22 protein-coding genes are annotated in these 26,582 nt (G+C 70.2%); 13 read left to right on the top strand and 9 right to left on the bottom strand.

Annotated features, from left to right (window positions below; genetic code table 11):
- Positions 1–213 precede the first annotated feature (213 nt).
- The 6 genes from ACMXN5_RS09355 (at position 214) to ACMXN5_RS09330 (ending at position 7,721) form a co-directional block, all read left to right on the top strand.
- A complete protein-coding gene (locus ACMXN5_RS09355; protein ID WP_395789202.1) occupies positions 214–1,821 on the top strand; it encodes an MFS transporter in 1,608 nt (535 codons plus the stop codon).
- 1 nt (position 1,822) lies between these two features.
- Positions 1,823–2,515 carry a TetR/AcrR family transcriptional regulator gene (locus ACMXN5_RS09350; protein ID WP_395789200.1) on the top strand — a complete coding sequence of 231 codons (693 nt, stop codon included), beginning with the start codon at positions 1,823–1,825 and terminating at the stop codon, positions 2,513–2,515.
- Between the two features lie 114 nt (positions 2,516–2,629).
- Positions 2,630–3,685 carry an endonuclease/exonuclease/phosphatase family protein gene (locus ACMXN5_RS09345; protein ID WP_439674837.1) on the top strand — a complete coding sequence of 352 codons (1,056 nt, stop codon included), beginning with the start codon at positions 2,630–2,632 and terminating at the stop codon, positions 3,683–3,685.
- Between the two features lie 181 nt (positions 3,686–3,866).
- Positions 3,867–4,859 carry an HNH endonuclease gene (locus ACMXN5_RS09340; protein WP_439674836.1) on the top strand — a complete coding sequence of 331 codons (993 nt, stop codon included), beginning with the start codon at positions 3,867–3,869 and terminating at the stop codon, positions 4,857–4,859.
- A 250-nt stretch (positions 4,860–5,109) separates the two neighbouring features.
- Positions 5,110–6,555, top strand: a complete 1,446-nt coding sequence (locus ACMXN5_RS09335; RefSeq protein WP_439674835.1) for an MFS transporter — start codon at positions 5,110–5,112, stop codon at positions 6,553–6,555.
- A gap of 197 nt (positions 6,556–6,752) precedes the next feature.
- Positions 6,753–7,721, top strand: coding sequence for a phosphatase PAP2 family protein (locus ACMXN5_RS09330; RefSeq protein ID WP_439674834.1), 969 nt, complete (start codon positions 6,753–6,755; stop codon positions 7,719–7,721).
- Here the strand turns inward: ACMXN5_RS09330 and ACMXN5_RS09325 are convergent.
- Positions 7,685–10,693, bottom strand: a complete 3,009-nt coding sequence (locus tag ACMXN5_RS09325; protein ID WP_439677976.1) for a bifunctional [glutamine synthetase] adenylyltransferase/[glutamine synthetase]-adenylyl-L-tyrosine phosphorylase — start codon at positions 10,691–10,693, stop codon at positions 7,685–7,687. The genes ACMXN5_RS09330 and ACMXN5_RS09325 overlap by 37 nt on opposite strands.
- Positions 10,694–10,946: 253 nt before the next feature.
- On the opposite strand from ACMXN5_RS09325, the gene ACMXN5_RS09320 reads away from it, so the two are divergent.
- Positions 10,947–11,573: a TetR/AcrR family transcriptional regulator gene (locus ACMXN5_RS09320; protein WP_439674833.1), complete on the top strand. Its 627-nt coding sequence runs from the start codon at positions 10,947–10,949 to the stop codon at positions 11,571–11,573.
- Between the two features lie 213 nt (positions 11,574–11,786).
- On the opposite strand, the gene ACMXN5_RS09315 is transcribed toward ACMXN5_RS09320, so the two are convergent.
- Positions 11,787–13,148 (bottom strand): glutamine synthetase family protein, encoded by a 1,362-nt coding sequence (locus ACMXN5_RS09315; RefSeq protein WP_078977486.1) that lies wholly within the window; start codon positions 13,146–13,148, stop codon positions 11,787–11,789.
- A gap of 504 nt (positions 13,149–13,652) precedes the next feature.
- On the opposite strand from ACMXN5_RS09315, the gene ACMXN5_RS09310 reads away from it, so the two are divergent.
- Positions 13,653–15,419, top strand: a complete 1,767-nt coding sequence (locus tag ACMXN5_RS09310) for an NAD+ synthase (protein WP_439674832.1) — start codon at positions 13,653–13,655, stop codon at positions 15,417–15,419.
- Between the two features lie 237 nt (positions 15,420–15,656).
- Here the strand turns inward: ACMXN5_RS09310 and ACMXN5_RS09305 are convergent, their stop codons facing one another.
- Both ACMXN5_RS09305 and ACMXN5_RS09300 read right to left on the bottom strand, forming a co-directional pair.
- Positions 15,657–16,376, bottom strand: a complete 720-nt coding sequence (locus ACMXN5_RS09305) for a 5-formyltetrahydrofolate cyclo-ligase (RefSeq protein ID WP_439674831.1) — start codon at positions 16,374–16,376, stop codon at positions 15,657–15,659.
- 17 nt (positions 16,377–16,393) lie between these two features.
- Positions 16,394–17,539 (bottom strand): helix-turn-helix transcriptional regulator, encoded by a 1,146-nt coding sequence (locus ACMXN5_RS09300; RefSeq protein WP_439674830.1) that lies wholly within the window; start codon positions 17,537–17,539, stop codon positions 16,394–16,396.
- Between the two features lie 217 nt (positions 17,540–17,756).
- Between ACMXN5_RS09300 and ACMXN5_RS09295 the strand changes: the two genes are divergently transcribed.
- The 4 genes from ACMXN5_RS09295 to ACMXN5_RS09280 are packed head-to-tail and all read left to right on the top strand — an operon-like array spanning position 17,757 to position 20,812.
- Complete coding sequence (locus ACMXN5_RS09295) at positions 17,757–17,894, top strand: hypothetical protein (protein WP_439674829.1); 138 nt, start codon at positions 17,757–17,759, stop codon at positions 17,892–17,894.
- Positions 17,895–17,902: 8 nt separating this feature from the next.
- Positions 17,903–19,093: a JmjC domain-containing protein gene (locus ACMXN5_RS09290; protein WP_439674828.1), complete on the top strand. Its 1,191-nt coding sequence runs from the start codon at positions 17,903–17,905 to the stop codon at positions 19,091–19,093.
- On the top strand, positions 19,090–19,992 hold the full coding sequence (locus tag ACMXN5_RS09285; protein WP_439674827.1) for an aldo/keto reductase: 903 nt from the start codon (positions 19,090–19,092) through the stop codon (positions 19,990–19,992). Before ACMXN5_RS09290 ends, ACMXN5_RS09285 begins: the two co-directional genes overlap by 4 nt.
- Positions 19,976–20,812 carry a hypothetical protein gene (locus ACMXN5_RS09280; protein WP_439674826.1) on the top strand — a complete coding sequence of 279 codons (837 nt, stop codon included), beginning with the start codon at positions 19,976–19,978 and terminating at the stop codon, positions 20,810–20,812. The genes ACMXN5_RS09285 and ACMXN5_RS09280 overlap by 17 nt, the downstream gene beginning before the upstream one ends.
- 251 nt (positions 20,813–21,063) lie before the next feature.
- Here the strand turns inward: ACMXN5_RS09280 and glnA are convergent, their stop codons facing one another.
- Positions 21,064–22,473, bottom strand: coding sequence for a type I glutamate--ammonia ligase (gene glnA, locus ACMXN5_RS09275; RefSeq protein WP_439674825.1), 1,410 nt, complete (start codon positions 22,471–22,473; stop codon positions 21,064–21,066).
- A 246-nt stretch (positions 22,474–22,719) separates the two neighbouring features.
- On the opposite strand from glnA, the gene ACMXN5_RS09270 reads away from it, so the two are divergent.
- Complete coding sequence (locus ACMXN5_RS09270; RefSeq protein WP_126638383.1) at positions 22,720–23,178, top strand: RDD family protein; 459 nt, start codon at positions 22,720–22,722, stop codon at positions 23,176–23,178.
- A 170-nt stretch (positions 23,179–23,348) separates the two neighbouring features.
- Here the strand turns inward: ACMXN5_RS09270 and ACMXN5_RS09265 are convergent, their stop codons facing one another.
- The 4 genes from ACMXN5_RS09265 to lipB form a co-directional block, all read right to left on the bottom strand.
- Positions 23,349–24,035 carry a DUF4191 domain-containing protein gene (locus tag ACMXN5_RS09265; protein ID WP_078977506.1) on the bottom strand — a complete coding sequence of 229 codons (687 nt, stop codon included), beginning with the start codon at positions 24,033–24,035 and terminating at the stop codon, positions 23,349–23,351.
- Between the two features lie 151 nt (positions 24,036–24,186).
- Positions 24,187–24,450: a hypothetical protein gene (locus ACMXN5_RS09260; protein WP_380032757.1), complete on the bottom strand. Its 264-nt coding sequence runs from the start codon at positions 24,448–24,450 to the stop codon at positions 24,187–24,189.
- A 91-nt stretch (positions 24,451–24,541) separates the two neighbouring features.
- Positions 24,542–25,513: a lipoyl synthase gene (gene lipA, locus ACMXN5_RS09255; protein WP_395789167.1), complete on the bottom strand. Its 972-nt coding sequence runs from the start codon at positions 25,511–25,513 to the stop codon at positions 24,542–24,544.
- A 251-nt stretch (positions 25,514–25,764) separates the two neighbouring features.
- Positions 25,765–26,559 (bottom strand): lipoyl(octanoyl) transferase LipB, encoded by a 795-nt coding sequence (lipB, locus tag ACMXN5_RS09250; protein ID WP_395789165.1) that lies wholly within the window; start codon positions 26,557–26,559, stop codon positions 25,765–25,767.
- Positions 26,560–26,582 lie beyond the last annotated feature (23 nt).

The raw sequence follows: 26,582 nt of genomic DNA, 5'->3' as shown, positions 1-26,582 counted from the left end.
GAGGCGTCGGGCGGGGGTTTCCGGGTGGCCGGAGGCGGGTCGGGAGCCGGTCGGAGGGCGGTCGTGGGCCGGTCGCGGACCGACGCTGGACCGATGGCGGGCCGCGACGTTTGCCGAGGCTTTGCAATACGAGACCGTCTCGTTTCGTAAAGGCTCGCTAGCCTGAAGGGGAATCGAGCAGTGTCCACGTGTCGTACGAATCGAGCCTCACCCGTGACCGCAGCGAACGTTCCCCCGATACGCACCGTCGACGAGCACATACACCGCCGGCGCTGGGCCATCCTCGGCGTCCTGGTGATCAGCCTGCTGGTCGTCGTCCTCGACAACTCCATCCTCAACGTCGCGATCAAGACCATCGCCGACCCGGACAAGGGTCTGGGTGCCACCCAGAGCGAACTCCAGTGGGCGATCAACTCCTACACGCTGGTCTTCGCCGGCCTGCTGTTCACCGCCGGCATCCTGGGCGACCGCTTCGGTCGCAAACGCACGCTGTTGTTCGGCATGGTGATCTTCGGTCTCGCCTCGCTGCTGTCCGCCTACTCGCAGAGCCCGGGGCAACTGATCGCGGCGCGCGCGGTGATGGGATTCGGCGGCGCGTTCGTGATGCCGGCCACGCTCTCCATCATCAGCAACGTCTTCGAGCCGCAGGAGCGGCCCAAGGCGATCGGCATCTGGTCCGGCGCGGTGGGTCTCGCGATCGCGATCGGCCCGATCACCGGCGGCGCGCTGCTGGACCACTTCTGGTGGGGCTCGGTGTTCCTGATCAACGTCCCGATCGTGATCGTCGGCATCGTCGCGATGCTGGTGCTCGTGCCGGACTCGCGTGATCCCCGCCCGGGCCGGCTCGACCCGATCGGGGTGGTGCTGTCCATCGCGGGCCTGGTCTCGCTGGTCTACGGCATCATCCGCGGCGGCGACGCGGGCTGGGGCAGCATCGAGGTGATCGGCACGATCGTGCTCGGCCTGGCCGTACTCGCCTTCTTCGTCTGGTTCGAAAAGCGCAGCGACCACCCCGCGCTCGACGTGAGGTTCTTCCGCGACCCGGCGTTCTCCGCCGCGGCCGCCGCGATCGGCCTGATCTTCTTCGCGCTCCTGGGCGTGACTTTCTTCATGGCCTTCTACCTGCAGAGCGTGCGCGGCTACACCCCGCTGGAGACCGGTCTGCTGCTGCTCCCGCTGGCGGTCGCGCAACTGTTGTTCTCGGCGCGCAGCTCGGTGATGGTCAAGCGGTTCGGGGTGCGCGCGGTGACCACCGGCGGCATGCTGCTGGTCGGCCTGAGCTTCCTGTCCTTCCTCTGGATGGACCGCACCTCACCGATCTGGATCCTGTGCGTGGTCTTCTTCTTCCAGGGCGCGGGCATGGCGCACGTGATGCCGCCGGCCACCAACTCGATCATGTCCTCGCTGCCGCGCGAGAAGGCCGGCGCCGGATCCGCGGTCAGCAACACCGTGCGCCAGGTGGGCGGCGCCCTCGGCGTGGCGATCCTGGGTTCGGTGTTGTCCTCGGTCTACCGGGACCGGATCTCCGGCGACCTCGACAAGCTGCCGCCGAACGTGCCGCGCGGCCCGGCCGGCGACTCGGTCGAGGCCACCCTCGCGGTCGCCGGCAGGCTCGGCGACCGGGGCGCGGCGCTGGTCGACCCGGCCAAGGACGGCTTCATCGACGCGATGCACGCGGCCTCGATCGGCTCGGCGGTGGTCGGCCTGATCGGCGCGGTCGTGGTGTTCCTGTGGATGCCGCGCCGCGATGCCGGGCAGACTGCCCCGGGAGCGGGCCGACCCGGGGAGCCCGTCGAGGAACAGCGCTCCGCGAAGGTCTGACATGCAGCCTGCGACATCCCGATCAGCGGTCGAGCCGACGCCGGCCGACGCCACCGTGCACACCGACCCCGCCGTCGAGATCGACGTCGAAGACCCCGGCGCGGCGGACAAGCCGCGCCGGGGCCGGCCCCGCAGCGAGGAGGCCGAACGGGCGATCCTGCACGCGACGTTGCGACTGCTCGCCGAGCACCAAAGCATCACCGGCCTGTCCGTCGAGGCGGTGGCCCAGGAGGCGGGGGTGGGCAAGGCCACCATCTACCGCCGCTGGCCCGGCAAGGAGGCGCTGATCATCGCGGCGATCGAGGCCGCCGAGGTGACCCCGACCGTGCTCGCGGGCCGCTCGTTGCGGGAGGACCTGGTCAGCGTGTTGGAGAACATGCGCAGGCAGGCCATCGACAAGCGCGGCGACGGCCTGATGGGGGTGGTCGCGGGCGAGATCCGCAACCATCCGGAGCTGCATCGGCGCTACCACGAGGTGGTGGTGGAAAAGCGCCGGGCGATCCTGCGGGATCTGCTCCAGCGCGGGATGGACTCCGGTGAGCTGCGTGCCGACCTTCCGATGGAAGTCCTGATGGACCTCGTCACGGGCCCCATACTGGTACGCAAGCTCGTACGGGAGAACGCGAGTCTGGATCCGGAGCTGCCGGGCCAACTCGCGGACGCGCTGCTCGGCGGAATCCGCGCTCGCTCCTGAGCCCAAAGGGAACCTATCGGCCGCTTCCCGGCGTCCGTTTCGACGTAGGCGACGTTTTGTTCGTACGTTGACGCGAACAGTCGGGACCCGTACCCCGGGACATCAGGAGGCAGCATGACGTGGCCCACCACGACCGACACCGGAGCCGAGCCGCAGCCGGCCGGCGACGGCGGTCCGCGGCGCGGGTCACGTTGGTCGTGGGAATCGATCCGGGACGGCGCGGTCCGCGTCTGGCGCACCCCGCCGTGGCGGCGCGGCCGGGTGATCGCGGTGTTCGCGGTGCTGGCCTCACTGCCGATGGCCTTCCACCGACTCGTGCCCAACACCCCGGGCAACTGGGGCAGCTTCATCGAGACCTTCCTGCCCTGGGCGGGTCTGGTCGTCCCGGTGTTGCTGGTCTGCGCGGCGATCCGCCGCTCGTGGACCGCGGTCGCCGCGACGATGTTGCCGGTCCTGGTCTGGGTGACCATGTTCGGCGGCTTCTTCCTGCCCGGCCGCGGCGGCGGCCCGCACGACCTGCGGGTGGTCAGCCACAACGTCAACGCCGACAACCCCGACCCGGCCGGTACCGCCCGCTCGCTGCTCGGCTCGGGCGCCGACGTGATCGCGCTCGAGGAACTGCCCGAGGGCGCGTGGAAGCAGTACAACGCCGTGCTCAAGGACCGCTACCCGAACGTGCAGCACGAGGGCACGGTGGCGGTGTGGACCACGGCCCGCTTCTTGATGAGCAAGGCCGAGGCGATCGACGTCGGGATGGGCTTCACCCGGGCACTGCGCACCGTGATCACCACGCCCAAGGGCGACGTGCCCTTCTACGTCGCACACCTGGCGTCGGTGCGTTTCGGCCCGAGCGGCTTCACCGTCGGCGACCGCAACCGCACGATCGACCGGCTCGCCTCGTCGCTCGCGGTCGAGACCGCGCCGCACGTGATCCTGGTCGGCGACCTCAACGGCACCACCGACGACCGCGCGCTGCGCCCGGTCACCCGCTACCTGCGCGACGCCCAGGACACGGCGGGCACGGGCATGGGCTTCACCTGGCCCGAGTCGTTCCCGATGGCCGCGATCGACCACATCATGTACCGGGGCATGGCCGCGGCCGACGCCAAGGTCCTCGGCAGCACCCCGAGCGACCACAAGCCGGTCCAGGCTGACCTGCGCCTGAAGTGAGGCACCGCGTCGTCGAGACGGAGCCGCAGGCGAAGGGCCGACCGTACCCATCGGTGTCGGGCAACGTCGCTCGGCTGTGAGGCGGCCCCGGGAACGCGTTTCCCGGGACCACCCTGCGGTGGCGAGGGTTTTCGGGCGGTGGCGGTGGTGGGTTGCGGTGGGGCGCTGACAGACTCGGGTGATGAGGATCGGGGAGCTTACCCGCGACGCCGTCTTGCTGGCCCTTGCGGAGTGCGATCGGCTCGGGAACGACGACTTCCTCGCGAGCTACGGCTTCAGGCCGGCTCGGAAGTACGTCCTGGTTCACGGCGGCAGGGACTACGACTCCAAGGCCGTCGCGGGTGTGGCCCATCGCTACTGCCAGGGGCGGGCGTTGCGGGCGGATGAGTTCAGCGGGGGCAGGTCCGCCGCCGCCGGGTGGCTGCGCAGGCTCGGGTTCGACGTACGCACGCGGGAGTCCGGACCCGCATGGGTCTGGGACGAGTTGGTGCTGGCCTGCGCGCTGCCGGCGGGCGATGGGTGGGTGGACATCGACCCGGGTGACGAGCGGGTGGTCGAGCTCTCCCGACTGTTGCAGAAGCTGCCCTTCCATCCCGAAGCGACGCGGGGAGCCGGCTTCCGCGATCCCGAGGCCGTGGCCGGCAAGATCAGGGACCTCCGTACCCGCCGGGCGCGGGGCATCGGCAAGCCGACCCGCGGCAGGAGCGGCCGGGCGGACGTCGAGGTCCTGCACGCGTTCCTCGCCTCGCCGAGCACCATGGCCGAGGCCGCGCGGCGCATCGGGTCCGGGCTGCGCTCCGGCGAGTTGCTCCGGCTTCCCGAGACGCCGCTCGAAGAACTCGAGGAGTACAGCGCTCCGGAGGGGCGCCTCCTCGCCCGGCGGCACCTCTACCGGGAACGCGACCGCGGCCTGCGGGAACGCAAGATCGCCGAGGTCCTGCGCGAACGGGGCCACCTGGGTTGCACCGTGTGCGACTTCGACTTCGAAGCGAAGTACGGTGCGCACGGGGCCGGCTACATCGAGTGCCATCACGTGGTGCCGCTGCATGTGGCCGGGGAGGGCGAGACCAGGCTCTCCGATCTTGTGCTCGTCTGTGCCAACTGCCACCGCATGGTGCACCGCGGTGAACCGTGGCTGACGATCGATCAGCTCCGGGCGTCGCTCGCGAAGTAGCGGCCTCCCGAGTTCCTGGGCACCCCGGCTCCCTGGCTCCCGGTCTCCATCGCCCCCTCCGCGCCGGGCTTTGATGTGCCCTCCGGGGCATCACCCCGGCGCGGGTGATTTGGCATGTCATGAGGCTTTTCGCTTGCCGATCACATACCCCCCTCAGGTATTTTTCGCGCAGCTCTGGATTTCACATACCCCCCTCGGGTATGTTCCTGGTCGCCGGATACCCCCCGGTCGTATCTATGGAGTGATCGCGATGTCCGAACCACAAGCCAATCCGCGTCGCTGGACGGCGCTTGCGCTCATTGCGCTTGCCCAGTTCATGGTCATCATGGACACGTCGATCATCGGCGTGGCCCTGCCCGAGATGCGTACCGATCTCGGGTTCTCGCAGGAGGACCTGTCCTGGGTCTTCAACGCCTACGTGGTCGCGTTCGGCGGGCTGCTCTTGCTCGGTGGGCGGCTGTCCGACCTGTTTGGCGCCAAGCGGGTGTTCTCGCTCGGCTGGGCGATCCTGGGTGTCGGGTCGCTGGCCGCCGGGCTCGCCGGCGAGGTGTGGGTCGAGCTCGCCGGGCGGGCCGTCCAGGGTGTCGGTGCCGCGCTCATCGCGCCCTCGGCGCTGACCCTGCTGATGATGCTCTTCGGCGGCAATCCCAAGGAGCTGACCAAGGCGTTCGCGCTGTACGGCGCCGCCGCGCCCGCCGGTGGCACCGCCGGTGTCTTCCTGGGCGGCCTGATCACCGAATACGCCAGCTGGCCGTGGGTCTTCTACATCAACATCCCCGTCGCCGCGCTCGCCCTGGTCGCCACCCCGTCGCTGATGCCGGACGCCCCCGCCCGGCGCGGTTCGATCGACGTGCTGGGCGCCATCCTCGCCACCGCCGGACTCGGCGTCGCCGTCTACGCCGTCGTGCGTGCCCCCGAGACCGGATGGGGCTCCGCCGAGACACTGGTGGTCCTCGCCGCCGGCATCGGCCTGATCGCCCTGTTCCTGCTGCTCCAGGCGAAGAAGGCCGAGCCGCTGATGCCGCTGCGCATCCTGCGTACGCCCAACCTCGCCGGGGCCAACCTGGCCCAGCTGCTGATGGCCGCGGCCTGGATCCCGATGTGGTTCTTCCTCAACCTCTACCTCCAGCAGGTGCTCGGCCTGGGCGCCTTCGCCTCCGGCTCGGCCCTGCTGCCGATGACCGTGGCCATCATGCTCATGATGATCGTGCTCGCACCGCGCCTGATCGCCCGCTTCGGTCCCAACCCGCTGGTGGTCACCGGACTGATCGCGCTCGCCGGCGGCATGTTGTGGCTGTCGTTCGTCCGCTCCGACGGCAACTACTGGGTCGACGTGCTGCCCGCCTCCCTGCTCGCCGCCGCCGGCATGGCGCTCGCCTTCATCCCGTCCCTGGGCACCGCGATCTCCAGCGCCCGTCCCGAGGAGGGCGGCCTCGCCTCCGGCATCGTCAACACCAGCTACCAGATCGGATCGGCCCTCGGCCTGGCCGCGATGACCGCCGTCGCCGCCGCGCACGGCGCCCAGGAGGTCGGCAACCCCGGCGCGCTCACCGACGGCTTCTCCGCCGCGTTCCTCGGCGCCTCCGCCATCGCCGCCGCCGGCGCGGTGATCGCCGCGATCACCCTGCGCAAGCCCGCCGGCGCCGCCGACCCGACCTCCGCCGACCCCGCCTCCGAGTCCGTCCCGACCCCCTGATCACACACCGGCCCACGGGCCCCAGCCGATGTCACGGACCCCGTCCGACACTCCGAAGGCCGCCCTCCATCCCCACGGAGGGCGGCCTTCGCGCACCCTCGCGACGTGCGTTTCCTCCGTCCGAGGAAGGAGAAGACCGCCCCCGGATGGCCCCACGGGGTGATCGGCTCGGGGGCGGGCTCTGGCAGACTTGAGTCATGGGGGGCAATCCGAGCCGAGAGACCATGCCGCCGTCGGGGCGACGGCTGACCGACGAAGCCGGACGGAAAACCATGCAGCCGATCCCCACGATGACCCGATTGCGGGTATATCTGCACACGCCGCGTCGTCCGCGGTTCGTGGTCGAACTCGCGTTGGTGGCACTGAGCTACTGGGTGTACTCACTGATCCGCAACGCGGTGCCCGAGCGTGAACACCTCGCGGTGGACCGCGCCTGGCGACTCCTCGATGTCGAGAAGACACTGCACATCGACATCGAACACAGCGTGAACCACGCCGTCAACGGCATCACGTGGTTGATCGTGCCAATGAACTACTACTACGCCACGCTGCACTTCGTGGTCACCATCGGTGTCCTGGTGTGGCTGTTCCACAAACATCCCGGCCGCTACCGGGCCGTGCGCACGGTGTTGTTCCTGACCACCGGACTGGCCCTGTTCGGCTACTTCTTCTACGCCCTCGCGCCGCCGCGACTGCTGCCCGGCGCGGACTACATCGACACCGTCCTGGTCCACCACACGTGGGGATCGATGGCGTCCGGCGACATGAAGAACGTCTCCAACCAGTACGCGGCGATGCCGTCGATGCACATCGGCTGGTCGACCTGGTGCGCGCTCGCGATCGTGATGTTCGCCCGGCCGCTGTGGGCCAAGGTGCTGGGCGTCCTGTACCCGATCGCCACCCTGTTCGTGATCGTGGCGACCGGCAACCACTTCGTGCTCGACGCGGTCGGCGGCTGGATCACCCTGGCCGCGGCCTTCGGCGTCCAGTGCCTGGTCAACGGACGCTCCGCGTACCGCTTCCCGCAGTATCCGCCGGACGACCCGCGGGCCGCGCCGCCACCGTCGCCGGACAAGAAAGCCGACGACGGGCACGACGACCACACACCCGACGCCCCTCGCGCGAAGCCTCAGCGCGAGCCCGTCGAAGTCTCGTCCTCTCCGTAGAAGACCCGCTCCACCACGGCCCGCGCCAGCCTGGTCACCCGCCGATACTCCTCCAGCAGGCTGCCGGTCTCGTCCGACGCGTGCCCGAGCAGCCGGGCCACCCCACCCAACTCGCGCACGTCGGACGGGAAGCTGTCGGAGGACCGGCCGCGTACGATCATCACCGCATTGCGCACCCGGGTGGCCTCGACCCACGCGTCGTCCAGGACCCGGGCGTCGTGCGCGTCGAGCAGCCCCGCGTCCCGGGCTGCCGCCAACCCCTGTCGGGTGCCGGTCACCCGCAGCGTGGGCACCTCGTGCGCGTGCCGCAGCTGGAGCAGTTGCACCACCCACTCCACGTCGGCCAGACCGCCCCGGCCGAGCTTGGTGTGCATGGTCGGGTCGGCCCCGCGCGGCAGTCGCTCGGCCTCGATCCGGGCCTTCATCCGGCGGATCTCGCGGACCTGGCCGTCGTCGATGCCTCGGCACGGGTAGCGCACCGGCTCGACCAGCGCCAGGAACCGCCGGCCCAGGTCGGCGTCGCCCGAGGTGACGTCGGCACGTAGCAGGGCCTGGCTCTCCCACAGCTTGGACCAGCGCTCGTAGTAGGCCCGGTACGACGCGAGCGTGCGCACCAGCGGCCCCTGCCGGCCCTCGGGGCGCAGGTCGGCGTCGATCAGCAGCGGCGGGTCGGTGGACGGGATCTGCAGCAGCCGGCGCACCTCGTTGCACACCCGCTGTGCGGCCTTGGCGGCCGGCTCCTCCGGCGCGCCCTCGATCGGCTCGTACACGAACATCACGTCGGCGTCGCTGCCGTATCCCTGCTCGTAGCCGCCGAACCGGCCCATCGCGATGATCGCGATCCGGGCCGGGATCGGCCCGTGCTCACGCTCGAACCCGTCGACGGCGGCCCGCAGCGCGCCGGTCAGCGTCGCGGCGTTGACGTCGGTCAGCGCCCGGCCGATGGCGTCCACGTCCAGCCGGCCCAGCACGTCGGCGGCGACGATCCGAAACAGCTCCCGTCGGCGCACGCTGCGCGCCGCCTGTACCGCGCTCTCCGGCCCCGGCGCCCGCCCGACCGCGGCCAGGACCTCGGTCTCCAGCGCCGCCCGCGAACGCGGCCGCAACCCGTCCCCGTCGCCGAGTATCGCCACCGCCTCGGGCGCGCGCAGCAGCAGATCCGGCGCGAGCCGCCCCGAGGCCAGCACCCGCGCCATGTTCTCCGCCGCCGCCCCGGAGGCACCCGCCCCCGAGTCGCGCAGCAGCCGCAGATACCAGTGCGTGTTGCCGAGCGCGTCGGAGACCTGCCGGAACGCGAGCAGACCGGCGTCGGGATCGGCCGAGTCGGCGAACCAGCTCAGCATCACCGGCAACAGCGTGCGCTGGATCGAGGCCCGCCTGCTGACCCCGGAGGCCAGCGCCTCCAGGTGACGCATCGCAGCGGCCGGGTCGGCATAGCCCAGCGCCTCGAACCGGGCCCGCGCGGCCTCGGCGGTGAGCCGCTGTTCGCCCGGCTTGAGCCGGGCGACCGCGTCCAGGAGCGGCCGGTAGAACAGCTTCTCGTGCAGCCGGCGCACCTCCAGCGTCTGCTGCTTCCAGGCCTTCTCCAGCTCGCCCACCGGGTCGGAGCGCATGCCCATCGAGCGGGCGATCCGGCGCAGTTCGCCCGCGTCGGTGGGCAGCAGGTGGGTGCGGCGCAGCCGGAAGAGTTGGATGCGGTGTTCGAGGGTGCGCAGGAAGCGGTACGCGGCGTCCAGCCCGGCGGCGTCGTCACGACCCACGTAGCCGGCGGCGGACAGCGCGGCGAGCGCCTCCAGGGTGGAGCCGTGGCGCAGCGTCGGATCGGACTTGCCGTGCACCAACTGGAGCAGCTGTACGGCGAATTCGATGTCGCGCAGCCCGCCCGGCCCGAGCTTGACCTCGCGGGCCACCTCACGCGCCGGGATGCTGTCCACCACCCGACGGCGCATCGCCTGCACGTCGGCGACGAAGTTCTCCCGGCCGGCCGCGGTCCACACCATGGGCGAGACGCTGTCCATGTACTTGCGGCCCAGGGCCGGGTCGCCGGCCACCGGGCGGGCCTTGAGCAGGGCCTGGAACTCCCAGGTCTTGGCCCAGCGTTCGTAGTAGGCGAGGTGGCTGGCCAGGGTCCGGGTGAGCGGGCCGTTGCGGCCCTCGGGGCGCAGGTTGGCGTCGACCTCCCAGATCGAACCCTCGACGGTGGTCGCCGAGCAGGCCCGCATCAGGGCGCCGGCGAGCCGGTTGGCGGCGGCGACCGCAATGCCCTCCGACACGCCGGGCGGGGCCTCGGCGACGAAGACCACGTCCACGTCGCTGATGTAGTTGAGTTCGCGTCCGCCGCACTTGCCCATGCCGATCACCGCCAGCCGGCACTGTTCGGCCTCGACCGGATGCTCGCGGCGGACCAGGTCGAGCGCCGCGTCCAGGGTGGCGCCGGCCAGGTCGGCGAGTTCGGCGGCCACGGTCGGCTCGTCGGCGAAGCCGCACACGTCGCGCGCGGCGATGGAGAGCAGGCAGCGCCGGTAGCCGATGCGCAGCGCGTCGAGCGCCGGGTCGCCGCGCAGGCCGGTGAGCGCGCCGGTGAGTTCGGTGTGGAAGTAGGCCGGGGTGGGCCGGGCGTCCCGGACGTCGTAGGTGACCAGGGAGCGCCAGTCGTCGGGGTGCCGGGCGAGGTGGTCGCCGAGCGCGGCGCTGACCCCGAGGACGCCCAGTATCCGGTCCCGGAAGGGCTTCGCGGACGCGAGCGTGGACAGCAGGACCGAGCCGTCGGCGGCGGCCTCGGTGAGTCGGACCAGGCCGAGCAGCGCGAGGTCGGGGTCGGCGGTGGCGGCCAGCGCGTCCAGGAAGAGCGGATCGTCGCCCGCGCCGAGCAGGGCCGGATCGCGCAGGTTGCGCGCGGCGCTCGCGATGTCGGTGAAGCCCAGTCGCACCAGACGCCCGTCGGTGGCCGCCGGTTCGCGAGGCTGATCCACAGAGGTCACCGACCGAGCGTATCCGGTCAAACGACTGATCGATCAAGCACGGAACTGGGAATGTGGACGCGCCGCACCGGGGGTTCGCCGAGCCCCCCGACCGCGGCGAACACATGTGCGGCGCGCCCTCGTCCGGTGGTGAACAGCGATTCCACTCTGCGAGCCGTCCGTCCCACGGCCCGAAGAGGCCTCCGTAGCGACGAGCCGCCATACGCCACCGTACGGGACGTCACCCTACGTTAGCGTAGGTGCCATGCGCAACGGTGTTCCCTCGGAGAGGGTTCAATCAGACGACGAACCGGAACGGTCCGCTCGCCCCGGCCGCCGCACCCTCAGCCGAGAGGACTGGGCTCGAGCGGCCCTGGAGGCGATGCGGGAAGGCGGCCTGGGCGCGGTCGCGGTGGAACCCCTCGCGGAACGCCTCGGCACCACCAAGGGCAGTTTCTACTGGCATTTCAAGGATCGCGACTCGCTCATCCAGGCCGCCCTGGAGCGCTGGGTGGCCGAGTCCGAGGAACTGATGGCCGCGGCCGAACGGATCGAGGATCCGGTCGAGCGTGGGCGCCGACTCACCGAGTACGCGTTCACCGCGCCCAGCGGCGCGGACATCACCACCACACTGCTGATCCACGCCCAGCACCCGGTGGTCGGCCCGATCCTGGAGCAGGTCACCCGCCGGCGGCTGGAGTTCGGCGCCCGGCTGACCGAGGAGCTGGGCCTGCCCGCCGACGCCGCCTACCGGCATGCGCTGACCGCGCTGACGATGACCGTCGGCATCGCGCTGATCCGCCGGGGCGCGCCGCAGCTGCTGCCGCAGGGCGAGGAGAAGGACGCGTACATCCGCTACATCCTGGAGCTGCTCGGCCCGCCGATGTCCTGAGCGCGGACGTCTCGGGCAGGTCCCGGGCGCGGACGGACGTCCCGAGCCCCCGGAGCCCGTACGTCCGACCGCCTCTCGCCGCCCGACGACCGACGGCCCGATCCCCCGGCGGGGTCGGGCCGTTCGACGTGGTGGCGCCCCGGACTCGGGACAGTGCCGGACCGGCAGCGGTGCCGGCCGCGAAACGGACCCGCCGCCGTGCCGGCGCCCGCCTCAGAGCACCGGCAGGTAGCGCTTCAGCTCGAAGGGAGTCACCTGCTGGCGGTACTCCTCCCACTCGTGCCGCTTGTTGCGCAGGAAGAACTCGAAGACGTGCTCGCCCAGGATCTCCGGCAGCAGCTCGCTGCGCTCCATCAGCGCGATCGCCTCGGCCAGGTTCTGCGGCAGCGGCGCGATGCCGAGCGCGCGCCGCTCGGCGTCGGTCAGCGCCCACACGTCGTCCTCGGCGCCCGGGGGCAGCTCGTAGCCCTCCTCGACACCCTTGAGCCCGGCGCCGAGCAGCACGGCGTACGCCAGGTAGGGGTTGCACGCCGAGTCGATCTGGCGCACCTCGATCCGGGTGGACTGCCCCTTGGTGGGCTTGTACATCGGCACCCGCACCAGGGCCGAGCGGTTGTTGTGGCCCCAGCAGATGTACGACGGCGCCTCGCCGCCCATGCCCGCGGTGCGCGCCGACGCGCCCCACAGCCGCTTGTACGAGTTGACCCACTGGTTCGTGATCGCGGCCATCTCGCCCGCGTGCCGCAGCAGCCCCGCGATGAACGAGCGCCCGACCTTGGAGAGTTGGTACTCGGCGCCGGCCTCGTAGAACGCGTTGCGGTCGCCCTCGAACAGGGACAGGTGGGTGTGCATCCCCGAGCCCGGGTGCTCGGAGAACGGCTTGGGCATGAAGGACGCGTGCACGCCCTGCTCCAGCGCGACCTCCTTGACCACCAGGCGGAAGGTCATGATGTTGTCCGCCGTGCTCAGCGCGTCGGCGTAGCGCAGGTCGATCTCCTGCTGGCCCGGCGCGCCCTCGTGGTGGCTGAACTCGACCGAGATGCCCATGTTCTCGAGCATGGTGATCGCCTGGCGGCGGAAGTCCTGGCCGACCGGCTGCGGGGTGTGGTCGAAGTAGCCGCTGTGGTCGATCGGCGTCGGCGGGGTCCCGTCGACCGGCTTCTCCTTCAACAGGAAGAACTCGATCTCGGGGTGCGTGTAGAAGGTGAAACCCTTCTCCGAGGCCCGCTCCAGGGTGCGCTTGAGCACGTAGCGCGGGTCGGCGAAGGACGGCGAGCCGTCGGGCATCAGGATGTCGCAGAACATGCGAGCGGTACCGGGGGCCTCGGCCCGCCACGGCAGTATCTGGAACGTGGCCGGGTCCGGCTTGGCGAGCATGTCCGACTCGTGCACGCGTGCGAAGCCCTCGATCGCCGAGCCGTCGAAGCCGATGCCCTCGGCGAACGCCTGCTCGAGTTCGGCCGGAGCCACCGCGACGGATTTCAGGAAGCCGAGCACGTCGGTGAACCAGAGCCGCACGAACCGGATGTCGCGCTCCTCGAGGGTGCGGAGCACGAACTCCTGCTGCTTATCCATAATTCCCTATCCTTGCAGGTCGGACGGCCTGTGAGCGATCGGCAGGGGCACCGCGGGCACCCGAGTATCCCGCTGCGGGGTTTCGAGCACATTACGTGCCCTTTGCGTTGCGTCCTCGGCCGCGTACGGCTACCGCCGTGCGTCGCCACGCCCCGTGCTCCGGTACCCCGAAACCGCTCGGGGACGACCTGCGGGGCGGCTGTTTCGTGCGGCATCACACCCGCCGGGAAATTCCGTCGGGCGAGTCGTCGGGGCCCGGTGGTGAACCGTGCCAAGGGTATCCTCCGGGCGGTTCGACGCCGAGCCCCGGGCCTGCCCGGGCGAACGCCTTTCGCCCGCTGTTGGCCTGCGGTTTTCCGCCCGGCCGAGGGGCCGCCATCGCACGCCGCGCCCGGTCCGCACGAACGGGCCGCGGGCGGGTCGCGAGCGGGCCACGGGTGGTCTGCGCCGGCCTTCGTCGACTATTCGTCACTTTGACGTCAAGGGTCGGGTACATTGGAATGCGTGACCCGGATTCGCATCGCCCTCAGCCAGATCGACCCCACGGTCGGCGACCTCGACGGCAACGCCGAACTGGTGGTCGGCCGCACCCGGCGGGCCGCCGAGCGCGGCGCGACACTCGTGGCCTTCCCGGAGATGGCCCTGACCGGCTACCCCGTCGAGGACCTGGCACTGCGCTCGTCCTTCGTCGAGGCGTCCCGACTGGCCATGGAGGACCTCGCCGGCCGGCTCGCCGCCGAGGGGCTGGGCGAGATCGCGGTGGTCGTCGGCTATCTGGACCGGTGCGAGGAGTCCGCGCCGCGCCTGGGCCGCCCGGCCGGCGCCCCGCAGAACGCGGTCGCGGTGCTGCACCGGGGCCGGATCGCGGCCCGCTCGGCCAAGCACCACCTGCCCAACTACGGCGTGTTCGACGAATACCGCTACTTCGTGCCCGGCGACCGGCTCCTAGTCGCCCGGATCGGCGGGGTGGACATCGCGATCGCGGTCTGCGAGGACCTGTGGCAGGAGGGCGGCCCGGTGGCCGCCGCGCGCGCCGCCCGGGTCGGACTGCTGCTGTCGATCAACGCGTCGCCGTACGAGGTGAGCAAGGACGATTCGCGGCTCGACCTGGTCCGCCGCCGGGCCCGCGAGGCCGACTGCACGCTCGCCTACGTCAACGCCTTCGGCGGACAGGACGAGCTGGTCTTCGACGGCGACTCGCTGATCGTGGACGCCGAGGGCCGGCTGCTCTCGCGCGCCGCACAGTTCCACGAGGAACTGCTCGTGGCCGACCTGGACCTGCCGCAGCGCACCGTCGACGCCCGACTCGCCCGTACGGACGACACGGTGGCCGACGACCTGACCATCCGGCACGTGGTGCTGACCGAGGAGTCCGCGTCGCCGCCCGCGCCCGCGGCCGAGCACACCATCGCGCCGGTCCTGTCCGACGACGCGGAGATCTACCGGGCGCTGGTCACCGGTCTGCGTGACTACGTGGCCAAGAACGGCTTCAAGTCGGTCCTGCTCGGCCTGTCCGGCGGGATCGACTCGGCTCTGGTCGCGGCGATCGCGGCCGACGCGGTGGGCGGCGGCAACGTGTACGGCGTCTCGATGCCCAGCAGCTACTCCTCCGAGCACTCCAGGGACGACGCGGCCGACACCGCCGAGCGCATCGGGCTCAACTACCGGCAGGTGCCGATCGCGCCGATGGTGGACGCATACCTGGCCGCGCTCGGGCTGACCGGCCTGGCCGAGGAGAACCTTCAGGCACGGGTGCGCGGCACCACCCTGATGGGCCTGTCCAACCAGGAGGGCCACTTGGTCCTGGCCACCGGCAACAAGAGCGAGCTGGCCTGCGGCTACTCCACCCTGTACGGCGACGCGGTGGGCGGTTTCGCGCCGATCAAGGACGTGCCCAAGACCGCCGTGTGGCGGCTGGCCCGCTGGCGCAACGCCGAGGCCGAGCGGCGCGGCGAGGTCGCGCCGATCCCGGTCAACTCGATCACCAAGCCGCCCAGCGCCGAACTGCGGCCGGGCCAGGTCGACACCGACTCGCTGCCGCCCTACGAACTGCTCGACGACATCCTGGACGACTACGTCGAACGGGACATGGGCCGCGACGCGATCGTGGCCGCGGGCTTCGAACCGGCGCTGGTGGACCGCATCCTGGCCCTCGTCGACACCGCCGAGTACAAGCGGCGCCAATACCCCCCGGGCACCAAGATCTCCCTCAAGGCCTTCGGCCGCGACCGCCGCCTACCCATCACCAGCCGCTGGCGCGAAAGCGGCTGACCGGAAGCCGCCATGCGCTGTCGGACAATCACTCTCCAGGAGAGGTTTTCGGCCCGTCGGTCCGTAGGCAGACTGCGACGAGGTTCTCGTTATTTTTGCGATGAGCAATTCCCCGATCGGGGTGACTTGGCCGCCTTCAATGACGGGCGTGTGCAGTGGGATCGCGTCGGAGGTCGACGTCGTTGGTGTTCATGCAAGATTCTCTCGTCGCGGATGCATTCTTCAGCCGCAAACTTATTACTTGGCTCGCAGGGCGAGGGCGGGGATCTGGGCGATCTTTTCCGGTGTGAGGTGATCCCAGAGGATGCCTGACGGGCGATGCTTTTCGGTCGTCCTGATAACTTCATCTGACGTGATGATCATGTCCACGGTGACGTCGTGCTCGGCGGACGGGATTGGTTCGTCGACCACCTGGAGTGCGTGGACCGTGGTGACGATGAGGGTGTCGGGGCTGATGAGGCCGGCCTCGGTGAGGAGGGCGAACTCGATGTCGGAGTATCCGGCGCCCTTGCCGATGCGGACGCCGGCGCGGTTCACCGCGACGCTGCCGAGGACGACGATGTCGATGGGTTGGAGGGCTTCGACATCGGCGGTCGGGGCGATGGTTGCCGCGATGTGACTGGTTGCCGCCTGCTCGGGTGGGGCAGTGAGTGTTGCGGGGTCGAGGACGTAGAACGGCTTCGGCGTGGCGAGTTTCGGGACCGCCATGTACACGATCTTGCCCTCGGCCAAGGCTTGCACACGGACGGGTAGCTGAGCCTTGTCCGGCACGGATTTGATGACGCCGGCCGTCTTCCATCGGGCGAGTGCGGCGAGGCGTTCGGCGGCCTGCTTCTTGCCGTGGAAGTCCGGGATTCGGCCGTGGCTGGTCGCGTCGTGGACGGCGCCCGCGGCGTCGAGTGCGTCCCATACGCGTTCGCGGACACGTTGTTTGGCCTGGTCGTGCTCGGTGGGCACCGCACGCTCCTCGGTGTTCAGGTGGTGGTCATCAGGGTGAAGAGGCGGTCTTGCACGTCTTGTACGTCGACTCTGCGATGCCAGGGGCGTAGTTCGCGGCCGGCGGCGAAGATGACGTTCATGCCCCCGCCTCCTCGGGTTTGTTCCAGCTCGTCGATGGCCTGGCCGAGTACGGATACGGCGTTGTCGAGTTCGCCTTGCCTGATGAGGGCGAGTGTCAGGTTTCCGAGGACGATGGTGCGTGACTTCCGTCTGGCGGGCAATTGCTCGGCAGTCGACTGCAGTTGCTGCTGGGCGCGCTGGTTCTGTCCGAGGTTCAGGTAGCACGATCCGGCCAGGCGTCCGAACTGGGTGGGGGAGACGAGGTCGGCGGCGGCGTCGATGGCGGTGACCCGGTCGAGGTGGCGTTCGGCTTGGGCGAGGGCTCGTTCGCAATCGCTGACGTGCCCGAGCATCGCGTGCGCTTCTCCGACGTGGAGGAGGGCGACGGCCAGCAGCGCGGGGCTGGTGGTCTTGGCGGCCTCGGCTGCCCGCAGCGAGTAGTCGAGGCCCTGTTGTGGTTGGCAGGTGCCGTAGAGCGCGAGGTATCCGGTGCGTAGGAGAGCGCGGCCTTCCAGCGTGCGGTCGTGCAGGTGGCGGGCGAGATCGATGCCCTGTGCGTAGTAGATGTGGGCTGTGGTGTGGTCAGAGCGTTGCGAGGCGTCCCAGACGAGTTGGCCCATCAGGGTCGCGGCCTCGGCTTGCAGGCTGCGGAGTTCGCGTTGGGTGCGCCCGGCGCGGGCCTGGTTGGCGGCCATGGTTACGCGAGTCAGGAGCCGGCCCGCGTCGGCGAGTAGTCCGGCGGAAGGCGAGTTGTCGTAGCCCTCGGCGACATCCAAGAGGTCCGCGCGCAACGCGGCGCCGATGGCCGGGGCACCGTGGCCCAGGCTTCCGATCACCGGCGACCGATTGCAATCGCCGACATCGCGCAGCAGCGTGTCGAGCTCCTCCTGGGATAGACCCAATGCAGTCGCAAGGCTCGGACGCATCCACGGCTGGGGACCTTTCCCGTTCTCCCAGCGGGCGATAGTGGTGCGGTCGACGCCGAGCCGCTCGGCGAGTGATTCCTGGGTGAATCCCCGAGACTCGCGGCGTTGTACGAGTCGATGGCGTTTGAACGTCATGGCGTGGCCTCCCGATTGCCATGGTCCGCCGATTCCCCAGGTCATCACCCACAGTGCCGCATGGATGCAGCATGTGTGCGGCTTTGGCGCCCTGTTCCCCAACCGCGCGACGCGATTCGGTGGGTCCACGCCAACGGACCGGGACGTGAAGTCCCGCTCACCGCGACGCCTCGGGGGCGGCGGCAGCCCGCCCTCGCAACCGAAAAGGAGGAATGCCATGTCAGAGATCGTGCCCATCACGGCCAAGGCGGAGGACGGACTGCTGGTCGCCCGTCGCCGTATCGTGGCCGCCCGCTCGCGCGTCGAGCAGCCGTCCGACGGCGGCTCGACCGGCGTCAGCGACACGAACGACTGACGGCCGACATGACGACCGCCGACACCTCGGTGGTCGCGCGCCTGGGCGGGGAGACCTTCCTCGCCCGGGTGTTCGGCCGAGAGTTCCGTATCGCACGCGGGGACGCCGCCACCGTCGCCGGCCTGCTGGGCTGGGAGGACGTGAACGCCATCCTGGCCCGGCACCGCCTCGAACCGCCGCGCCTTCGCCTGTGCTCGGGCGGCGAGATGCTGCCGCAGCACCTGTATACGCGGCCGGTGACCACCCGCCGCAACACCGTGTGGAACCGTATCCAACCGGCGGCCCTGCACGAGCGGTTGGCCGCCGGCGCCACGCTCGTCCTGGACGCCGCCGACGAATTCCACGCCCGCATCGGCGACCTCGCCGCGCAGCTGGAACGCGACTTTCGCACCGCAGTGCAGGCCAACCTGTACGCGTCGTGGACCGCGAACGAAGGCTTCGGCACCCACTGGGACGACCACGACGTCGTTGTCGTTCAAGTCGACGGCACCAAGCGGTGGCGCCTGTACGGTCCCACCCGCGTTGCGCCGATGCACCGCGACGTCGAGGCGCCCGAAGCGCCGCCCGACGAACCGATCGCGGACCTCGTACTCACCCAGGGCGACACGCTGTACGTGCCGCGCGGCTGGTGGCACGCCGTCGCCGCCGCGAACGGCGGGCGGTCCCTGCACCTGACCTTCGGCCTGCAAAGCACGACCGGCGCCGACCTGATCGGCTGGCTCGCCGACACCCTGCGCACCCATCAGGCGGTGCGCGCCGACGTGCCGCGGCTCGGAACGGCACAACAGAAGCGGGACTTCGCCGAGACCCTGCTCAAGCTCGTCACGGCCGAGCTCGAAGCCGAGGGCGTGGTCGATCGATACACCGGGTTCCGGGACGCGACCGAGCAGCCTCGGCAGGCCCCTTCGCTGCCCTATGTCGACGGCGTGCCCGCGTCGCCCGGGCTGCCGGTGAAACTGCTCGTCTCACGGGCATCGGTGACCCGTGACCCCGACAGCCGGGTCGTACTCACGGCAGGAGGCGAGGAGTGGATCTTCGCCCCGCAGGTGCATGCGATGCTCACCCTTCTTCTGGACTGTCGTTCCCACCGGCTCGGCGAGCTTGCCCAGGCGTCGGGGGTGCGAGTCGAACAGGCTGCCGCCGTGGTCACCGAGCTGGTGTCCGGCCAGGTCGCGCACGTCGGGACGGTGACCACGTGACAGCCACGCTCGCATTGGGCACCTATCGCTGCCCCGACGTGGCACTCGCGGCGACGGTCGCGGTGGCCGCAGGCGTCGAGTGGATCGACACCGCGCCGAACTACCGCGCCGGGACGGCCGAGCGCGCTCTGGCACCGATCCTCGCGGCATACCCCCGAATCCGGGTATCCACGAAGGTCGGCTTCATGACCCGGAAGATCGCCGCCGACGCACTCACCGCAGGGGTACTCCACCCACGCGAAGCGGATATCCGGCACAGCCTGGCGCCCGAGTTCGTACGTTGGCAGATCCACCGCAGCCGCTCCGACCTCGGGCGACGACCCGACATCGTCTTCCTGCACAACCCCGAACACGCCACCGAGGGCAGCCGAGAGGCCCGAGCCGCACGACTGCTGTCGGCGATCGAAGCCCTCGAAGAAGCGGCTGCCGAGGGCACGATCGGCGGCTACGGCATCGCGACCTGGACCGGCTTCTCCACCGGCTGGTTCGACGTCGGGACACTGCTGTCCATGGCGCGGACCGTCGCCGGTGAGGGGCACCACCTGCGGGCGGTGCAACTCCCCGTTTCCCTGGTCCACCTGGAACCAGTCGTCGCCGCAATGGCGGGCGGCGGCGTGCTTCGAGATGCCCTCACCGCAGGCGTCGAGGTCTTCGCGTCGGCTCCACTGCACGGGGGCGAGCTGCCCGCGATGCTCACCCCCGAGGCCGTCGAACTCGTCGGCGCCGGACTGACGGCCGCACAGGCCGCCCTGATCGTGGCGGCCTCCGCACCGGGAGTGTGTCGTGTCCTGCTCTCCACCAGCGACCGGCAACACTGGAGCGACGCCATGAGAGCCTATGCGCGTCCGCCGCTCGACCCGAGCCGACTCCGAAGGATCAGCGATGTTTTCGCCGCCTGACGACCCGCGTGAAGTCGCCTTGATGCGCGATGCCTACCGGCGTTCCGCAACCGCTCTCACGGTCCTTCCCGACGACGGCACCGAAGTGTGGGGATGGCGCGGCAGGACCCTGAGCGGGCCCGTCACCGGTCACGGCCTCGGGTGGCTGCGACTCGTCCGCGCACCTGCCGACAAGGCCGGCGGCCGGTTGTGGCTCGGGCCGGAGGACGCCGAGAAGGCCGTCCCGGACTCCGTACCGAGGCCCCGGTTGCTCGGCGTCGAAGACTGGGCCGACGGCGACCACGCCTTCCGAGCCGAACTCCACGACCGCATCACGGCCCGCCCGATCACCACCGCCGGCCCGGTACTCCGCGAGGACCCCGGACTCGACGACACGTGGTGGCACGACCTGCGTCGGGCACTCGACGACATCGCCCCCGTGACCACCGACCGCGTTGCCTTGCGCCAGGCGTACGTCGACCGCGCCATGCCCGAATACCTCGGACGCCCGATCGACACGACCGTGCCCACCTGGACCACCGCCCACGGCGACCTGCACTGGGCCAACCTGACCGCACCCCGGCTCGCCATCCTCGACTGGGAAGGCTGGGGCACCGCCCCGGCAGGCTACGACGCCGCGATGCTCCACACCTACAGCCTCCTCGTCCCGGACGTCGCAGCCCGAATCCGAAACGAACTCGCGCACGTCCTGAACACCCCCGCAGGCCGATTCTCCGAACTCGCCGTCATCACCCAACTCCTCCAGACCACCACCCGCGGCGACAACCTCGACCTGGAACAACCCCTGCGCGCCCGAGCAAGCCAAATTCTCGCTTTCTGACCTTGACGACCGCGTTCCGGTGCGAGAGTCGACGGAATGGCTACCAGGCGTTCATCGCCGGATTCGAGGTGCACCGGTGATCGACCGATCGGTTGAACGGGCGGACGCCAGGGTCTTCCACACGATCACGAAGAAGGCCGTCGACCGCGCTCTGAGGCAGCGGTCGACGGCCTTGTCCTTCGGGGGAGTGCCCTCGTTGTGCCCTCTCGGGCCGCTTAAGGGGTGAACCCGCAGGTCAGCAGTACTTCGGCTTAGATGTCGAAGTAGAGCTCGAACTCGTGGGGGTGGGGGCGCAGGCGGACCGGGTCGATTTCCTTGGTGCGCTTGTATTCGATCCAGGTGTCGATCAGGTCCTGGGTGAAGACGCCGCCTTCGAGGAGGTACTCGTGGTCGGCTTCCAGGGCGTCGAGGACCTCGGCGAGGGTGCCGGGGACCTGGGGGACGGCCTGGTGCTCGTCGGGGGCCAGTTCGTACAGGTCCTTGTCGACCGGCTCCAGCGGCTCGATCTTGTTCTTGACGCCGTCGAGGCCGGCCATCAGCTGGGCGGCGAAGGCCAGGTACGGGTTGGCCGACGGGTCCGGGACGCGGAACTCGACGCGCTTGGCCTTCGGGTTGCTGCCCGTGATCGGGATGCGGATGCAGGCCGAGCGGTTGCGCTGCGAGTAGACCAGGTTGACCGGCGCCTCGAAGCCCGGGACCAGGCGGTGGTACGAGTTCACCGTCGGGTTGGTGAAGGCCAGCAGCGACGGGGCGTGCTTGAGCAGGCCGCCGATGAAGTAGCGGGCGGTGTCCGACAGCCCCGCGTAGCCCTGCTCGTCGTAGAACAGCGGCGAGCCGTCGGCCCACAGCGACATGTGGCAGTGCATGCCCGAGCCGTTGTCGCCGAAGATCGGCTTCGGCATGAAGGTCGCGGTCTTGCCGTTGCGCCACGCGACGTTCTTGACGATGTACTTGAACAGCATCAGGTCGTCGGCCGCCGCGAGCAGCGTGTTGAACTTGTAGTTGATCTCGGCCTGGCCGGCGGTGCCCACCTCGTGGTGCTGGCGCTCGATCTCCAGACCCGCCGCCTCCAGCTCCAGGGAGATCTCCGCGCGCAGGTCGGCGAAGTGGTCGACCGGCGGGGTCGGGAAGTAGCCGCCCTTGTAGCGGACCTTGTAGCCGCGGTTGTTCTCCTCCGCACCGGTGTTCCAGGCGCCCGCCTCGGAGTCGATGTGGTAGAACGACTCGTTCGCGCCGGTCGCGAAGCGCACGCTGTCGAACACGTAGAACTCGGCCTCGGGGCCGAAGTACGCCGTGTCGGCGATGCCGGTGCCGGCGAGGTAGCGCTCGGCCTTCTTCGCGACGTTGCGCGGGTCGCGGCTGTACTCCTCATCCGTCAGCGGGTCGTGGATGAAGAAGTTGATGTTGAGCGTCTTGTCCTTGCGGAACGGGTCGAGCCGCGCCGTGGACAGGTCCGGGCGAAGCGCCATGTCCGACTCGTGGATCGCCTGGAAGCCGCGGATCGAGGATCCGTCGAAGGCCAGCGTCTCACTCGGGTCGAACGTCCTCGCCGGAACCGTGAAGTGCTGCATCACGCCAGGCAGGTCGCAAAAACGAACGTCGACGAACTTGACGTCGTTGTCGGCGATGTATCGCGACACCTCTTCGGCGTTGTTGAACATCAATCCTCCTCGACCCGGCGCCAGGCGCGGGTAGTTGCGTTCGCGGGGAGCGGCCTCCTCCCCGGTGGCCACTAGGCCTTGAAGGTAGGCGCGAGCGGTTTCCCGTCGGTGTCCCTCGTGTTTCCGGGATGTTACGCACCCACCCGTACGGTCTAGCCGGTTTGCCTGGATGCGTGCCCGTGATCGGCCGCCCGTACGCCCACCCCCGGGGCGGGTGAATCGGCCCGGCTCGTCTACTTTGGAGGGGTGGACGAGAACACGAGCGCAGCGCGGACCCAGGCATCCGGGGCGGCGGACGACGAATTCGCCTACCGCGGCAAGCGTCTCGGGCTGCCCGAGGACGGACCCAATTCACTGGCGCCGACCGGGCGCCGGCTCCTCGCCCTGGTCATCGACTGGGGCATCTGCTACGTCATCGCGCTGTCCTTCCTGGGCGGCGGCAAGCTCAACGCGGTCGGCACCAGCTGGGGCACGCTCGGCGTGTTCGCCGTGGAGAACCTGCTCCTGGTGAGCACGCTCGGCTGGACCCTGGGCAAGCGGATCATGGGCATCCGGGTGGTCTCGGTCACCCGCGGCTCGCTGCTGCCGCTCGCGGTCGTGGTGCGGACGTTCCTGTTGTGCCTGGTGATTCCGCCGGCCATCTACGACCGGGACGGGCGGGGCTTCCACGACAAGGCGGTCGGCACGGCGGTGGTCCGGGCTTAGGCCCTCCTGCGACATCCGTGCTCCGAAACGGAAGAGACAGAAGAAACAGTAGAGACAGAAGAAACAGAAGAGAGCGGCGGCGATCCGGGTTCGGATCGCCGCCGCTCTCGCGTCGAACGGGGGACGGGGACGGGCGCGGGTGTCGCGCGGGTGCGTGGCGCCGCGGTGGGTCAGCCGCGCGGGCCGCGCGGCATGCGCGCGCCCTTCGGCATCGGGCCCTTGGGCACCGGCATGTTCTTCATCAGGTCGCCGACCGCCCGCAGCCGGTCGTTGACCTGCGCGACCTCGGGCTTGGCCATGGTCGGGGTCAGCTTCATGATGTGCCGCTGGAGCTTGAGCAGCGGGACCTGACCCTCGTCGTTGCCGACGATGATCGTGTGCACCGTGGTGTTCGCCGCCAGTCGGGACATGCGCTTCTTCTCATCGGCCAACAGTCGCGTCACGCGACCCGTCTGACCCTCGCCCACCAGGATGATGCCGGGGCGACCCACGGCGCGGTGTACGACATCCTGGTTGCGGGTGATGGCCACGGTGGGGGTCACGACCCAGCCACGCTTGAGTGACTGCATGACCGCCAACGCGGCGCCGGGCTGGCCCTCCATCTGGCCGAGCACCGACTTCTCGGCCCTGCGTCCGAAGATGAAGGCCGCCGCGAGCAGACCCACGAGGGCACCGAAGATGCCCAGGTAGATCGGATGTCCCCACCAGAAGCCGATGGCCAGGAGTACTGCGAATACCCCCAGGCCCCAGGCCGCCACAATCAAGCCGACCCACGGATCGGCCTTCTTCGTCTGCTGGTAGGCGAGCCGGATCTGCTTCAGCCGGCCGCTCTTCTCGGATGGTTCCTTGCTCGCCATGTGAAAAGGATACTGGCGTGCCGTCCACCGGGGACAATGCCTGGCGCCGGCTTGTCGCGACCTTCCCGCCGAAGGCGCGGCGATCCGGCCGTCCGGCGGAAATCCATCCCCCGAGGACGGCCGAATCGCGGGCCGACCGGCCCCGCGCGACCTAGCGCGAGCCGGCGCCCGGTGCGGGCTTGACCGGGGCCAGCCGGGCCAGGATGTCGGAGGCCTCGGCGCGGGCCCGGGCGCGGCTGCGGTCGGCGCACACGGCCGCCCACGCGTTGCGGCGGGCGGTGCGCTGACCACCCTCGAACATCAGGACGGTCTCGACGGCCCGGAAGACCCGGCCGACGGTGGCCCGGCGTGCGGCGAGGCCGCGATCGAACGCGCCGCGCAGCACCGAGGCGTTGTCCTGCTGCGTATCTGGCATGAGGTCGTCCCCCTAGCTGTGCTCGATGCGAGCTTCGGCCGCACCACGGCCGACTCTCGCGACACTGTGTTGCCCGATGATGGCGCCCGGGTCACACCGAGGTGAAACTCTGCACACCTTCGGCCGACGCGGCGCGCGTGTCGCGCACCTCCAGGGCTTGGCGGTACAGCCGACCCGCGCGGTACGACGAGCGGACCAGGGGTCCGGAGAGCACGCCCGCGAAGCCGATCTCCTCGGCCTCCTCGTTCAGCTCGACGAACTCCTCCGGCTTCACCCAGCGCTCGACGGGGTGGTGCCGCACGCTCGGCCGCAGGTATTGCGTGATGGTCAGCAGTTCGCAGCCGGCGTCGTGCAGGTCCTGCATCGCCTGGCTGATCTCGGCGCGCTCCTCGCCCATGCCCAGGATCAGGTTGGACTTGGTGACCAGACCCGCCGCCCGGGCCTGGGTGATCACGTCGAGCGAGCGCTCGTAGCGGAAGCCCGGCCGGATGCGCTTGAAGATGCGCGGCACGGTCTCGATGTTGTGCGCCAGCACCTCGGGGCGCGAGGAGAACACCTCGGCCAACTGGTCCGGCTGCGCGGTGAAGTCGGGGATCAGCAGCTCGACGCCGGTGCCCGGGTTCAGCTCCTTGATCTGCCGGACGGTCTCCGCGTACAACCACGCGCCGCCGTCGGGCAGGTCGTCGCGGGCCACGCCCGTGACCGTGGCGTACTTCAGACCCATCGCCTGGACCGACTCGGCGACCCGACGCGGCTCGTCGCGGTCCAACTCGGCGGGCTTGCCGGTGTCGATCTGGCAGAAGTCGCAGCGCCGGGTGCACTGGTCGCCGCCGATCAGGAAGGTCGCCTCGCGGTCTTCCCAGCACTCGTAGATGTTGGGACAGCCCGCTTCCTCGCACACCGTGTGCAGCCCCTCGCGCTTCACGAGTTGCTTGAGCTCGGTGTATTCGGGGCCCATCTTCGCCCGGGTCTTGATCCACGAAGGCTTGCGCTCGATGGGAGTCTCGGCGTTGCGGACTTCCAGGCGAAGCAGCTTGCGGCCGTCGGGTGCGACAGCGGACACGCGCGACTCCCTCTTCTCGGGTCGGCCTGCGGGCGGGACAGACCGCAGTGGGCCCGACAGGATGGGACGGGCCCGTGGTGGGGCGGTACGTCCAGAGTACGCCGAGCGAATCGGGGCTCCGGACGCCCCGTCAAGTGGCAACCGGGACGAACCCGGGTGGATTCCCCGGCGGTCGGGTCCGGGACGAGGCGTGCGTCACGCGGTGCGGGTCGTGCGGCTCGCGTTACGCGGCGCCCGCTACGCGGCTCGCGTCACGCCGGGATCCGGGCGAAGACATCGGCCAGGTGTCGCTCGGCCAGCGGCAGGATCTCGGCGACGGTGACCTCGCGGCCGAGTTCGCGGCTGAGCGAGGTGACCCCGGCGTCCTTGATGCCGCACGGCACGATGCGGTCGTAGTAGGTCATGTCGGCGTCGCAGTTGATCGCGAAGCCGTGCATGGTGACCTTGCGCGAGACCCGGACGCCGATCGCCGCGAGCTTGCGGTCGTCGCCGCGCTGCCCCGCGTTGGAGGGCGCGTACTCCGGACCGGCCAGGCGCGGGTCGAACTCCGGGTGCAGGCGCGGGTCGGGCGCGGCCGTGAGCCGGCTGTCCAAGCGCAGGTCGAGGCCGCCGGTCGGGGCGGCCCGCTGCGGCACCGCGTCGCCCAGGACCCACACGCCGCTGCGTCCCTCGATCCGGGTGGTCTCCAGACCCAGGTCGGCGCAGACCCGGATCAGCGCCTCCTCCATCCGACGCACGTGCGCGACCACGTCGACCGGCTCGGGCAGGCGCACGATCGGGTAGCCGACGAGCTGGCCGGGACCGTGCCAGGTGATCTTGCCGCCGCGGTCGACGTCGACCACGGGTGTGCCGTCCATCGGGCGCTCGGAGGGGTCGGTACGGCGGCCGGCGGTGTAGACCGCGGGATGTTCCAGGAGCAGACAGGTGTCGCCGATCTCGCCGCTCACCACCTGCTCGTGCACGCGGCGCTGTTCCTCCCAGGCAGCCTCGTACGGAACGGCGTCGGCGCCGAGGCCCAGGTGCACGAATCGCAAGAAGCTGGTCACGCCCACCAGCGTACGACGGGGTC

This window comes from Embleya australiensis (genome assembly GCF_051903075.1).
GTDB lineage: Bacteria > Actinomycetota > Actinomycetes > Streptomycetales > Streptomycetaceae > Embleya.
The sequence above is the reverse complement of the archived record's forward strand: the minus strand, read 5'-3'. Positions and strand labels throughout refer to the sequence as shown.